Source organism: Niastella sp. (genome assembly GCF_045805085.1).
Taxonomy (GTDB): Bacteria; Bacteroidota; Bacteroidia; order Chitinophagales; family Chitinophagaceae; genus Niastella.
Map to the genome: position 1 here is coordinate 1 of NZ_JBJMLX010000078.1, position 14907 is coordinate 14907.

The 14907-nt window shown below is 47.6% G+C and carries 5 protein-coding genes; 4 read left to right on the forward strand and 1 reads right to left on the reverse strand.

The window, feature by feature from the left end:
• On the reverse strand, nucleotides 1-2114 hold a 2114-nt coding region (locus tag ACJ751_RS03470; RefSeq protein ID WP_407743980.1), incomplete at its 3' end, for a M43 family zinc metalloprotease.
• A 340-nt stretch (nucleotides 2115-2454) separates the two neighbouring features.
• Here ACJ751_RS03470 and ACJ751_RS03475 point away from each other — a divergent pair.
• The 4 genes from ACJ751_RS03475 to ACJ751_RS03490 form a co-directional block, all read left to right on the forward strand.
• Nucleotides 2455-6828 carry a hypothetical protein gene (locus ACJ751_RS03475; protein WP_407743981.1) on the forward strand — a complete coding sequence of 1458 codons (4374 nt, stop codon included), beginning with the start codon at nucleotides 2455-2457 and terminating at the stop codon, nucleotides 6826-6828.
• Between the two features lie 22 nt (nucleotides 6829-6850).
• The gene (locus ACJ751_RS03480) at nucleotides 6851-8920 is read left to right on the forward strand and encodes a hypothetical protein (protein ID WP_407743982.1); all 2070 of its coding nucleotides are present in this window, start codon (nucleotides 6851-6853) and stop codon (nucleotides 8918-8920) included.
• Nucleotides 8921-8936: 16 nt separating this feature from the next.
• Nucleotides 8937-13157, forward strand: a complete 4221-nt coding sequence (locus tag ACJ751_RS03485; protein ID WP_407743983.1) for a SprB repeat-containing protein — start codon at nucleotides 8937-8939, stop codon at nucleotides 13155-13157.
• 24 nt (nucleotides 13158-13181) lie between these two features.
• Nucleotides 13182-14907 (forward strand): hypothetical protein (locus ACJ751_RS03490; protein WP_407743984.1); only part of this gene is annotated, 1726 nt, incomplete at its 3' end.

Here is a 14907-nt window from a genome sequence, read left to right on the forward strand (position 1 = left end):
TCACTGTAGCAGGCGTTATCTGTATAGATCCGGGTTTTCACCGTAGCAAGGGTATCCTGCCGGTACGGGGCCGTAAATGTATTTCCGATACAATTGGTGCAAATGAGATAAGGAGAGGCATCCCAGGTAGCAGAAGTAATAGCGCTACCCTTGGTAACAACAGGTTGCAGCGCCTGTTGCTGTTGTGGTTGCAACGTATATTCAGCTGGAGTAACAGTTGCCCGGAAACTAATTCCCTTTTTGATATTTATGTTATTATTAAAAGTCACTTCCTGCAGTCCGGTATTGGGCAGCGCCAGCGGTTTCGTAGTACCATTATCATTCATCACCGACACCAGGGTGTCCAGAAAGGCACGACCCACTTCTACAGTAGTTGTATATAGGTAGGAGGCACATTTGCCTGGCAGGTCATTGGGGAGCGGCCAGGTGCCCAACAGGTTTCCTCTGCCGGTGCGGGGATCGTCATCATAAAAAGATACCGGGGTGTTTTTGGGAATGGTCACATAACCCCAGTTCTCGAACCAAAGCTCCACCTTTACCTTATCCTGGTTATAACAGGTAACGCTTTCTATATGGATCACGCCATCGGCAGTAGGATCGTCTACCACAATTGTAACCAGGTTGGTGGTATTCTCACAGCTACCATTGGTCGCATACAGCCGTACTTTATAGGTGCCGGGAATTTTAAAGGTATAATCCAGTTGTTCAGCGGTGCTTACTACCGTTTCCGTCATACCCCTGTCATTGCTGAACAACCATTTCCAGGCAGTAGCATTACGGGAACGATTGGTAAATACAATATGATCGGTCTGTATCCCATCTTTGGATGCGATCTTACGTTTATCGGGGTAGAACCTGGCCACCACGCCGCAGCTCACTTCAAACGCATCGGTAACCGTAGCATGGCAGCCACTGGCAATATCGGTTACCCGCAGTTCTAATTTATAGGTCTTCTTTTGAGTAACTGTTAAAGCAAGTGTTTGCCCGGTACCGGCGGGTGTACCGTCTACCAGCCATTGCAGGGTTTGTCCCGCGGCAGTGGTAGCGGTAAATGTTACTACATCACCAACCACCGGATAGTCAATATCCCGGGTAAAAGCGGTGGTAACTGCTGCGCCACAGGGATCGGTACAAACCGTACTGTTCACCATGCCTGTTAAGGAAGTAGCAATAAAGTTTTGCATCCTTTCTGCCTGTCCCGGTGTAAAGCCCATGATACAGCCCGCGCCGGAGCCATAATCCATAAAATTATCCGGCAGGTCATCTACATCTGTCGTGAAGCCCGACAGCGTATCGGTGCTACAGGAGTTCTGTGGGGCGCTGCAGCCTCCCCCGGAGATAGTACGCTCAGGCGGGGTATCGCACACCATATCGCCGTCTGTAAGACAATCATTATTGCTGCAATCCCTTTCGGCAAAAGTGTGTGCGAGACTAAGATAATGGCCCATCTCATGCGCTACCAGGTCAACCCCCAAACCGGATACCACCACATCGCCGCCGGCACTGGCATAACCGCCCATGGTCAGGCGGGTCCAGGAACCGCAGCTAAAATCCTGCATATATTCAGATCTGATCTTTGACACCAGCCAGATATTGATGTAACGACTGCGGTCCCACGCATTCAGGGCAATGAGCTCGTCGCCCTCCATGTCGTAATCAAAATCCGACAAATAGGAGTGGGTTCGTACAATACCTGTGGTACGGCCACCATCCGGAGCGGTTTTGGCCAAACAAAATTGGATCCTGGTATCGGTGCGGCCGCCGGCAAATGTACCTGACGCACTATAGGCGTCATTCAGGGCCTGTATAGCCTGAATAACAGCCGCATCCGTATAAGCGGTGGGATCTTCGTTGATAATATGCACTACTACCGGCAAAGTGACGACAGCAGGCGGAGCTGCCAACATATTTAAATAATGCTTTTTTAAAAGGGCTTGATTCATAGCCTTCTCCCTCGCCACAAAGCCAGGATCCTTTCGTAATTGCACCAATAGTCTGTCGGTACCACAAGGACGAACAGCTACCGGCATGCCCTCCTGGGCATAGCTGATAATAGGGAGTACAAGAAAAAGTAAAGACAGGAACATCAGGCCTTTCTGGGTAGAAATAGTCATATCAATGGGTATGAATTAGGATATCATGTCCCCCTCAGCTAATACCATTCCAATTTTATCCTGGTGGGTTTTCTGTACAGAAAATAATTGTATAAGTGACAATGTATTCGGAATTATAACTATCTGTTATCTAACGACTTCGCATATGGTATTTTTTTATTTGCAATACGTGTAAGCCTCCCGGTACTAACTATCCCACTCATTACTTGCATAACAAGGTAACTGGGTATATCTTGGGGCTTAATAGAAAAGTAAATCTCACCTGGTTGCAGGTCTGAAGATTATTCTCTATTTTTCGCGCACCCTATAGTAAACAGTAGTTAATCTGTACCCAAATACCATGAGAAGAACCCGTGCCCTGAACCGTTATCTTATACTATTTTGCATCCTCATTTGTCACTATGCCGGTCTGGCAAATTTTGCAGATAGTGCCTCCGTCTCAAAGATCACCGCAACTTTCCAGAAAATAAAAAGTGAGAACCGCCTCGTTGGTGAGTTCAAGGAGTCCGATATGGCATCCCTGCCTATTGGAATTCTTAAAGAGATCAATGGCAAAGCCTATGTAATAGCCATCGATCAGGCGCGCTTTACGCCGCAGGGCGCTTTCTTTAACGTGTATGCGCAACTGGCATTGCCCGGCTCCGACGAAACCATGTCTTTCGCCGCATTAAACGTAGCCTTTACCCCGGGTGGCATTGCTGCTGCTACAGGTACAAGGCTTGAACTCGTAAGCACACATACCCTCAAGATCAACGATAAAGTAAACCTTGTTATCCCGGGTGATCATAATAATTATATAGAATGGGATTGCGGCGGTTTCAAAAGCGTGAACCTGAAAGGACAGTTTGAGTTTCAAAAGGGTTTCCTGGAACCACTTGATGAAACCAGCGACAAGGTTACTGCCAGCTTTCAGATAAATGCCAAAGACCTGCATAATATAATGGCCCGGGTAGATATTACCCCCTTCACCATTCACGGGTTAAAAGATTTTGGCTTTGAAGTAAAAGAAGCCGTGGTGGATATGAGTGATATCGCCAATCCCGAAGGATTGATGCTTATAGGCAATGATGCGGCTGCCTGGGATGGCGAACCCAACCTGTGGCAGGGTTTCTACCTGAAACAATTGAATATCTATCTGCCAAAAGAACTGGCTAACGGTAAGGGCGACCGGCCCATGGTGAGCGCTACCGACATGACCATCGACAACAGTGGCGTTTCAGGTAAGTTCAGCGCCTCCAACATCATAAAAATAGGGGATGCTTCAGCCGGCGGCTGGCCCTTATCGCTCGATTATATAGAGGTGCAGTTGGTGCATAACAGATTAATGGGTGGTACTTTAAAAGGCGATCTCAATATTGACTTTTTGGGCAACGATCCCTTGCGTTACACCGCTGCTGTGGAAACCCGCCAGGAGGATACCTATTATGCCTTTGTGCTGGAAACCACTGAAGAAAAAACATTTCACACTTTTATAGGTGATATTCACCTGTTCCCCAATAGCCAGGTAAAAATTGAAAAATACAAAGGACAGTTTCTCCCCGGCGCCGTATTGCATGGTAAAGTTGATTTGAACAAAGGTATTTTAAAAGCGCCTGGCATTGGCTTCCAGGACCTCACCCTGAGCACTCAAAAACCGTATGTACATAAAGGTACGTTGAGTTTGGATGGAAGCATTGGCTTTAAGATCGGCAACTTTAGTTGTGGGTTCGATAATATTTCATTGGGGTTGAATGCCGGTCAGTTTGCCATTGGCGCCCATGTTCGCATGGCGTTGATGAATAGCGAAGACAAAGGATTCAGCGCCACCACCGGCGTAATGGTGTTGGGTAATGTAGTAGAAGAAAAAGAAACCGTCACAAACGGAAAGATCACGTATGAAAAAACACATACCCGCTGGAAGTTTGACCGGGTGAAAGTGAATGAGATTGCAATCACCGCAAAAACCACGGCCTTTCAAATGGAAGGCACGATAGCCTTGTTTGAAGACCATCCTATATATGGCAATGGTTTCAAGGGCAGGCTGTCGTTGAAGTTGCCTGCCTTGCCAATGCCCATAGTAGCCCATGCTATCTTTGGCGCCAAGGATGATTATAAATACTGGCATGCCGATGCGTTTGTGCCTATTCGCATCCCGATCGCTACAGGATTTTCCATACGCCGGTTACTGGGCGGGTTGTCGTACCATATGGAGCGGCCGCCAACGCCCGACCAATATAGCGTGCCGGATTCGGATACCACGGGTATGGATAATGCCGATGGCTTGTTGAGCTATGTGCCAAACAAGGAAGCCGGTATGGGTTTCCTGGCAGGGGCTACCATTGCAACCGATCCTACAGCAGCGGTGTTCAATGCCGATGTGATGCTGGAGATCATGTTCAGCACCGAAGGCGGTTTGCGCTATGTACAGTTCGATGGCACGGGGCAGTTCTTTGCCAACCTCGCACAACATAAACCTGATGAGGCAGCGAAGGCGCCTATTACAGCAGTTGTTTACATCCGCTACGATAATACCAACAGTACTTTCCATGCCAGTATAAAAACCTATATCGACCTCTTTGGTTTGGTTAAAGGTACAGGCCCCAACAACCTGGCGGTAGAAGCCGTAATGCATTTTGAACCAGGCGCCTGGTGGATGTATGTGGGCCGTCCGTCGCAAATGATGGGACTGAATATGTTGGGTATAGCTACGGTACAAAGCTACTTTATGGCTGGTACCAAAGTAGAAGATATGCCGCCGCCGCCTCCAGAAGTGACCAGTGTACTTGACATTGGTTCAGGCAACTTTATGGAAAAAGAGAATAGTATGAGTACCGGGCGGGGTATTGGCTTTGGAGTGCATTTTAAAGTATCGGCAGGTATTGGAAAGGACGGTGGCTTTATTTACGCTTACCTGGGCGTGGGGGCGGGTGCAGATATCCTGCTGCGTGATTATGGCGATGCCCGTTGTAAAGGAAGCGGCCAAATCGGGGTCAACGGCTGGTACGCCTCAGGCCAGGCCTATGCTTACCTGCAAGGCCGGGTGGGGATACGCGTAAAAGTCCTGGGAAAGAAAAAAGAATTCGACATCATTTATCTCACAGCGGCAGCCCTGATGCAGGCAAAGCTGCCCAACCCATCGTGGTTCATGGGCGCCGTGGGGGTGAAATATTCAATACTCGGCGGACTGGTAAAAGGAAAAGCCAGCTTTAAAGTGGAAGTAGGTTCTCAATGTGAACTGGTAAGCGGCAAGGAGATCGATATAAAGATCATCAATGACATGCAGCCGGGCGATCTCTCTAAAAATATCAGTGTATTTGGTTCACCCCAGGTGGCCTTTAACCTGGCCATGGAAAAATCGTTCAGCATGATGAACAATGAAGATGTGGTGACCACTTACCAGATAAAAATGGATGAATTTAAAATGGTAGATAGAAAGACCGGTGAAATAAAAGGGAATGTTGACTGGAATGATAATAAAGATGTAGCTACCCTCAACTTCCGCGATATCTTACCACCCGATGCCGATCTGGTTACTTCAGTGAAAGTGCATATTGAAAAATGGACCGGCAGCGGCTGGGAACCGCTCAAGGAAAATGGTGCCGTGGATTATGAAACAAAATCGGTGACTTTCCATACCGGCACAGCGCCGAATAATATTCCTGCTGAAAATATTGCTTACAGCTATCCGGTGAACCAGCAGTATAATTTCTATGCAAATGAATATAGCCACGGCTATGTGAAACTGAAAAGAGGACAGCCTTACCTGTTCAATGCAAAAGACAGCGATGGCGATTGGAAATATTATGCCCGTTTTGTAAGCGGTGATGGCAAAGTGGTGAATGCCGCGGTGAGTTATGACCTCAGCAATGCACAGGTTAACTTTGATCTCCCTGCCGGCTTGTCGCCGGAATCAGTATTTCATCTGGGTATTGTAAAAACACCCGCCAATACAACGAATGGCAACGACAATGCTACCACCCGCAGCACTACCACTACCGATGATGATGGCAGCGAGACCACTGTAAATGAGACCGCTCTGAAGGGTATGGCGCTGGCTGCTACTGAAGTGTCATTGATGGAGTCTGCTTTCCGCACCAGTAAGTACAACACTTTTAAGGAGAAAATGAATGCTACTTCCAATACCATGGACCTGTATGATATTGCTACCGATTATGTACCGGTGATTGGTAAACGGTTCGACAGCTACGAAACATTCGACAAGTTTGAACTGGGAGGAGATGGCAACAGCGCCGCACCGCTGGTGTTTGCAAAAGCAACCGCTAACAACAACTGGTTGCAGAACAAGATCGTTCCATTGTTGTACCAGTCGTATCCCGTAGATAATGATATCACTATCGAGCAACGCGACGTAAAACTGTTTGGAACAACCCCATTGCTGGCGGTGAGTGTGTTCAACAACGAAGAAGGCAACTACCAGTTAACCAGCGAAGCCATCAGTGCAGGAACAGCGCAAACCATGGCTGGCCGTTTCAGGGTCATGTACTTCCTGAGTTACGTAAGTTACCAGGACTATCATGAACTGCTGTCGAAGGCGGTTGCCAAATATTTGTCTGGAAACAAACAGGGGGCCGCGCCTGCAGGCGTACAGCAATTGTTGAGCACTACGTATCCTGAAATGGAAACCAACCAGCAATATTCTGTAGAACTGAATTACCGGTTGCCAGGTACCAATAAAGTTACCTCAACTGTAAATTGCAATATCAAGTATCAATAACCTAATATCCTAATAACCCTATATGAAAGCCTTAAACCCTGGCCTGGTTATGCTCTTTTTGTTATGCACCCATTGGGTAATGGGACAACAAAAACAGCATGCTGTTTATGCACTGGCCAATCCGCGCTACGATTCAATTGTTATCCGGTGGGCTCCTGCCAGCCAGGTAGCCTGGCAAATGGGAAACCGCTATGGTTACCAGCTCGAACGCTTTGTGGTGGCCCGGGATGGTAAACCAGTTGAATTAAGCGGCCAGCAGGGCGTGCAGTTAACAACAGCGCCCATTCGCCCCATAGCCGAAGCGCAAATGGAACAACTGGCCGTAAAAGACGACCGCGTAGCGCTGGTAAAAGAAGCTATCTACAGCAAAGACTTCCATGTTTCTTCCCCCGAAAAAGGACTGGGTGATTTTATTACCAAACAGGGCGAAGCCGATATGCGGTTTGGTTTTATGTTACTGGCCTGTGATCTGTCGCCTGCCGCCGCCAATGCAGCCGGATTGCGTTTCGTGGATCGCTCGGTAAAAAAAGGCGAGCGATATGCGTATAAAATTTCAATGACCCAACAACCCAAAGGCGTTACCATTGAACCGGGGTATTGCGTTACCTCGCTGCAGGAAATTGTGCGGTTATCGCCACCCCGTGAATTTTCTGCCCAGTTTGGCGATAGTATTGCCCGCCTGCAATGGTTGTCGAATATTGATAAAGGTATTTATACGGCGTATGTGGTAGAGCGTTCAAAAGACGGAAAAAGTTACCAACCCGTTACCGATCTGCCCATCATGTATTCAGCCGAAAAGAATCAGTCGTTCAGCTATTTTATAGATACGTTGCTGGATAATGAGACCACCATGTATTACCGCGTGAAAGGTCTGACGCCCTTCGGCGAAGCGGGACCCTACTCAACAGTGGTAAGCGGGCAGGGGAGTGCTGCATTGGAAAAACCATTTATCGATAGCATTGCCGCCATCGACAACAAAAAGATCTACCTGCAATGGCATTTGTCGCCTTTGTTACAAAGCAAAACACAATCCATTGTAGTTACCAGGGCGCCAAAAGTAGAAGGGCCTTATAAAGACATTTCGCAACCGCTGGGTAAACAGGCATTGACGTGGCTGGATGAAAAACCACCGGCCGACAGTTATTACCGGTTGAAAATAAAAACAACCGATGGCCGGGTGATCTATTCTTTGCCTGAGCTGGGACAGCTTATTGATAAAGACCCGCCTGCCATGCCGGTGGGCGTGAAAGGTATAATAGATAGTACCGGTATTGTACACCTGCAATGGGATGCCAATACCGAATCAGACCTCAGGGGTTACCGTGTGTTCAGGGCAAATGCAGCACATGAGGAATTTACGGAGATCACCAACAGGGTGGTAAGAAAAACCAGCTTTACCGATACGATTCAAATAAAGACCCTTTCGGAAAAAGTGTTGTACCGCATAGTAGCGGTTGATAAAATGTACAACCCCTCTGAATATTCAACCATCTTAACGCTGAACCGGCCCGATGTGGTGCCACCCTCTGCCCCTGTGTTTGTTTATAACCGCGTGCAGGATACGGTAGCAGGTATTTTACTGCGCTGGAAGAACAGTACCAGTTCCGATGTGGTGAAACAGGTATTGTACCGCGTAAACAGCCAGGTAGGAAGTTTCAACAAAAGCATTGTCTTTACTGATACTACCAATAAAGTGCACGAGTGGCTGGATACTGCTATACAGGCCGGGGGTAAATATTATTATGAACTGGTGGCGTATGATGAAGCCAACAATTCATCGAAAGACAGAAGCGGTGATATAGAATATGAATCCGCTTACCGGGCTGCGATCAGTAATATAAAAGCAGCCGCAGACCGCGAAAAGAAACTGATCAACCTGGAATGGAAACATGACCAGGACCCCGCTGTATATTATGTATACCGCAGTGTAAATAATCAATCGTTCCTGTTGTATAAAAAACTCAACGGCAAACAAAAATCATTGACCGACGACGAAATAAGGATCGGCAACCAATATGCGTACCGGGTAAAAGCAGAATGGACAAGTGGCAAAACCACTATGATGAGTAAGCCGGTATCTGTATCCTTTTAACTTCTCAAATTATTGTATGAACCAATTGTACAGGCAATTTATATTGTTGCTTATTGGCATAACCGGTTTTTTAGCAGCCGGTGCACAAATACAGGTAGAAATAACTGTAAAGACCATTTATTCAGATTACACCGCAGATGGGGGCGATGACTATGGTGGCCGCTTCCGTTTTTATTATAATTCGCCCGATGATCGTTGCGGACCTTTGTTGCATCCGTTTTGTAGCAATGCCGACAGGCGATGTATACAAACACCCTGGCAGAAATTTTATAATGCAGATGTTTGGGTACCACTCAACACCATTTACCTGCCGGCAGGTACCACAACGTTCACCCTCTTTATGCGTACGCACCACGAACGGCAGCACGATTGCACCAGCCGTTCCAGTGAAGAATGTACCGTAGAAAACCTGGGCTGTGGCGACGCGGATGCGCATCAGCTTACGACCTCTATGGGCGTAAACCTGGCCAGTTTTCCACCCGGTGTGCAGGTACCATTGGGCCGAATGACCAACGAGGATAATACGCTTGCCTGGGCCGACCTGCTTATCAGGTATACGATTCCGGCGCCTTCACAACCTGTTCCACAGCCCAACCCTTCTTTAACTACTTTTTGCGCTAATAATATCCTGCAGTTAGGAACCGATGTGCAACCGAATAATACAGGCGGCCTGAAATATACCTGGCAATGTGCTATAAAAAGCGAAGATCACGAGATCTGGAACCCTGATAAGGATCCACAAAACTCCTATGACCCTAATACCGGGGAATGCGGCCATTGGGAGTATGATCCAATGTCTCCCGATGGACAGTACTTTGTTTACGCCAGTGATTGCTGGTTACCCGATTATATAACAGTACATAACTGGAAAAACATCCCGATCACCAATCCTTCTACAGACAGGTTTGGCAGCTTTACGCCACAGCAGGCAGTGTTCAATGATAATATAACTACCCAACAGGATGTTTATTTCAGGGTAATGGCAACCAGTACCGAAGGCAAGATCAGCGGCTGGTCTTCTTCCTCTATCTATACCTTTTTACCACCACCGCCTACGATCACACAAAACAATATCAATAAAAAACCTTCCTGCGTATTTCCGCTCAATGGGAAGGCGGAGATCCCTTATAATGCTATCAATACACCTTATTCGCAGGTACGCTGGCTGTTAAAGAATGGATGGAACAATTCAAACCCCTGTCAGATCGTCTTCAACCCCGATGGTTCGATCACAAGTAATTGCGGACAGATAGAAAAGCAAAGTAATGGCCTGGTGAATGTACCTAAATCGGCAAGCGATGCCCCCATCGTGATCGATAACCTGCCTGCAGGGCAATATACCTTGTGGGTGATCAATCCCGGTGAAAGCTCGGGGACCTGTTATTCACCCATTAACATCACCATCGATCAGTACCCCGCGCTTACGCTAACAAAACAATCAGCTACCGATCTTACCTGTTTTCAATCGAATGATGGTAAGTTCTCGTTGAAGGCTGATGGCGGAGATCCCACCAGTGGTTATGAATTTAAACTTACCGCAAAGAATCATCCTGAACTCAATGAAGCGTACGCTGTCATTACAGGTAATCTTTATGAGCGCACCGGTTTGCCGGCCGATGAATATACCATTGCTATGAGGAATGCCTGTACGCCCGAAGTTACCCAGGTAATAACCTTAACCGAACCGGTAAAAACACAGGGGAACGCGGTATTTAATCAGCCCAGCTGTTACAATCCCGCCGATGGCAGTGTAGTGGTGAATGTGTTGCAGGGAATGGGTTCGTATACCTATCAATTATTCAAAGACAATATAAAGACAACAGAAATTTCTGCAACGCCCAATGTGAAACAGGTATTTGGAAACCTGTTGCCAGGCAAATACCAGGTAAAAGTGTTGGATGCCGCCCGGTTGACCTGTGCGGGTGTGGATACGACTGTTGTATTGATAGCCCCACCACCATTGCTGGCAACCTTGCAGCACAGAGATAGTGTAAGCTGTTATGGCGGAAGCGATGGCGCCATTTTGGTGAAGGGTGATGGCGGCAGTGGCCGGTATGTATTTACTTTAAAAAGCGGAGGCACTACAATAAGCACTAATAATACAGGTTCATTCACTGATTTGCCGGCTGGTAATTACGAGGTAGTGCTTACAAAACCGGCCGATGAAAATTGTGATGATCTCTTCACCCTGCCGGTAGAGGTACTGCAACGCAGTCCATTACAGGCTTCACTTACTGTAACACCAGTAACCTGTAAGGGTAAGGACAATGGCGTTGTTACTGCAACTGCAACGGGTGGCTCCGGTTCTTATTCCTATTATTGGGAATATTGGGATGGCGCCGCGTGGAAACATAATAACTTCTGGTTCCCCACAGATGTAAGCATTAGTTCCCTTGCGCCTGGCAGGTACCGGGTAACGGTGTCAGATAACAAATCAACCGCCAGCTGTATCTTCACTTCTCAGGAAAGAAGTGTAATAGAACCGGCGCTGTTAGAAATAACCAACGTACAAACAACCGATGCGGCCTGTAAGGCCGATGGCGGAAGAATAAAGATAACTGCCGCTGGTGGTAATGGTGGTTATGTGTACTACTACGCCGTAGGTTCACCCAATAACTTTACAGCATTTACAGCTAACACCCCACTCACTGTAAATGGCGACTACTACATAAAAGTAGAAGACGCCAAAGGCTGTTCAGTGGATGGCGCCAACGCATATCCCATCAGCCTGCCATCCATACCCATGGATTTCACCTTGCAGGCATCAGATTATGAAGGCACTTCAGTGGCCTGTTACAATGGTAACAATGGTATCATCAGCATTGCAGCAACAGGCGGCAGTGGTACAGGTTATCAGTATGCATTAAACAGCGGGGCTTATCAGTCCGCACCCGAATTCAAACAACTGACAGCAGGTATATACAGCGTAACGGTACAGGATCTGCGCGGTTGTATCATAAGCAAGGATATTCCCCTTTCTCAACCGCAGCAACCATTACTGGGGGCTATTAACAATAAAAAAGAAGTGTTTTGTCCCGGTACGCCAACTGGTTCATTTGATATCGATATTCAATATGGAAGAGCGCCTTACCAGTACAGCATCGACAATGGGGTTACCTTTCAACCCTCAAAGGCGTTTACGGGTTTGTATACCGGCACCTATAATGTAGTGGTGAAAGATAAATACGATTGTCGCTGGACAACTGCTGTTACCATTGTTTCTACCATCCCTGTAGTTAAATATGTAAATACCATAAAGAATGTGTCGTGCTTCAGTGGCAACGACGGGTCGGTGCTGGCCTCGCCCAGTGGTGGACAAGCGCCTTATCAATTTAACTGGTTAGGTAAGAACAATGCTACCTCACAATTAGGCACACTGGCCGCAGGCCAGTATGTGTTGCAGGTAACCGATGGCGCTGGTTGTGTAAGTAAGGATACCGTGCAGATAAAACAACCTGCTGCTCCAATAACAGCCGTAACAACAACCCAACCCGTTTGTGTGGGCTCCAATGGCAGCATTACCATGAACGCCAGCGGTGGCACGCCGCCATATCGGTATTCGTCTAACAATGGCGCTACTTTCCAGAATGACCCGGTATTGGCCAACCTGCCTGCCGCCACCTATAGTGTGGTAGTAAAAGACGCCAATAATTGCCAGGCTGTTTATCCGGTGGTGATCAACCCGGCTAACCCCATGCCCGACATCAACTTCCTGGTAGCCTCCGGCAGATATGCTTTGGATACACTGGTAATAAAAGAAGTATCGATGCCCATTCCTGATTCGGTGCACTGGCGTTTTGATCCCGCCGCGCAGGTGATCGACAATGGCGCTTCGCCCCAAATCCGCTTTAACAGCGCTGGTAATTACTGGATAGATATGACCGGTTATTTTAAAGGTTGTGCCTATACGATCCGGAAGACCGTTTACCTGAACCCATTCGATCCTGAAGCAGGGTTGGTATATACGCCGCCCATATCAGTAATTGATACGGTTACATTATATCCAAACCCGAATACCGGGCAATTCTCGGTGCATGTTAAACTGGGCAAAAAACAAAAATTGATCATGCTGGTGCAGGAGATGGGATCCGGCCGTGAAATAATCCGCCGTACCTACGACCCCGTGCTTATTACCGACGATTATTTCGCTTTGGGCAATGTAAGCAATGGCACTTTTGTATTACGAGTAATTGCAGAAAACGACAGCCGTGACATCCAGTTTGTGATAAGCAGATAGTTGTCGTTACCATAAATAAACCCCATGAAACTAAACCCTAAAAACCTGGCCCTTTTGTTATGTTGTACCACAGCCAGCCAGTGGCTGCAGGCACAGGCAATAGATGAGCTGGGCATAAAAAAAGGCGTAACGATCAGTGGTTCGGTAAGCGCCAATACGGTAGCGTATGCCGCATCCGGCATCGATTCGCGCCGCGACCCGTTCAACTGGTTCCTTTCAGGAAACCTGAACATTAACCTGTTCGGTTATAATATGCCGTTCACCTTCAGTTACAGCAACCAGGGCCGGCATTTCGCCCAGCCTTTTAACCGCTTTCAATTTGCGCCTTCTTATAAATGGGCGCGTGGTTATTTTGGAAATACCAGCATGACGTTCAGCAATTATACCCTGGCCGGACATATGTTCAATGGAGTAGGGGTTGAGTTGAGCCCCGGTAAATGGCGCATGGCTGCTATGTATGGCACATTGATAAAAGCAGTTCCTTTTGACGTAACCAATAAGGAATCATATAACAGCGCTGCATTTGAACGCAAGGGATTTGGCTGGAAGGCCGGTTATGAAGACAAAGGCAACAGCTACAGCCTTTGTTTCTTCAGGGCAAAGGACGATGTGAACTCTATTCCCTTTGTACCTTCAGATGCCACGCTTACGCCACGCGAAAATATGGCCGTGGCAGTAGCTGTACGCCAAACCCTGTTTAAGCGGGTGTTTGCCGATGTGGAATATTCTGTTTCAGTATTGAACCGCGACCTGCGCGCCGCAAAAAGCAGTGAAGACAGTTTACAGGGCGGTTATAACTTTTTCAAGAAGGTGTTGTCACCTTCTGCTTCTACCGTTTACTTCGATGCGTTGCAAGCCGGCATAGGTTATACCGGTGGCTTTTATAATTTGCAATTGCGCTACGAACGGGTGGCGCCCGGATATACAACCCTGGGAGCTTATAACCTGGTGAACGATATGCGCAATATAACCATTGCGCCTTCGGTACAATTGTTCAACAACCGCATACAGCTATCGGGTAACGTGGGCATCCAGGAAAACAACCTGGATAAAACAAAAACCACTACTACCCGTCGTTTTGTAGGCAGTGGTACAATTGGTTTTATTCCCAGTCAGCACTGGATGTTCAATGGTACCTATTCCAACTTTACCACTTATACCCGCATCCGGCCCGTGCGTGATCCCTATTTTACCAATCCGCTCGATTCCCTGAATTTTTACCAGGTAAATACCAGCTATAACGGCGTGGCAGCTTACCAGTTTGGTGATAAGACCGTTCGGCATGCCATTATGCTGACCCTTAATTACCAGTTGGCTGGTGATGCGCAACCCACCCAAACCGGAGAAGCGGCGCCCAAAAGTAATTTCTATACCGCCAATGCCGGTTACACATTTAACCAGGTGCAAAAAGACCTGTCGCTGACCGCAGGCGGTAACTATTATATCCAGGATGTGCCCGGCGCGCGCACGTATTTTACCGGTCCGTCTGTAAGCGCAGCAAAAGGATTATTGAATAAGAAGCTGCGGCTGAACGCCACTTCTACCTATAACATTACCAGGACCACTATGAACAACGTGACCAGCCACAACGGTGTATGGAACAATTCCCTGCAGGCGTCATTTACGCCCCAGGCGCAATCTGCCACACCACCCGCAGGTACAGGCGCTCCTGGGAAAACAAATAAAAAAATAACGGGCCGGCATAGTTTAAATGCCGGAGTGAATTACCTGCACCAGCAGGCAGTAGTCA

Coding starts and splice junctions, on each gene's coding strand:
- ACJ751_RS03475 (WP_407743981.1), top strand. CDS start 2,455: ATGAGAAGAACCCGTGCCCTGAACCGTTATCTTATACTATTTTGCATC.
- ACJ751_RS03480 (WP_407743982.1), top strand. CDS start 6,851: ATGAAAGCCTTAAACCCTGGCCTGGTTATGCTCTTTTTGTTATGCACC.
- ACJ751_RS03485 (WP_407743983.1), top strand. CDS start 8,937: ATGAACCAATTGTACAGGCAATTTATATTGTTGCTTATTGGCATAACC.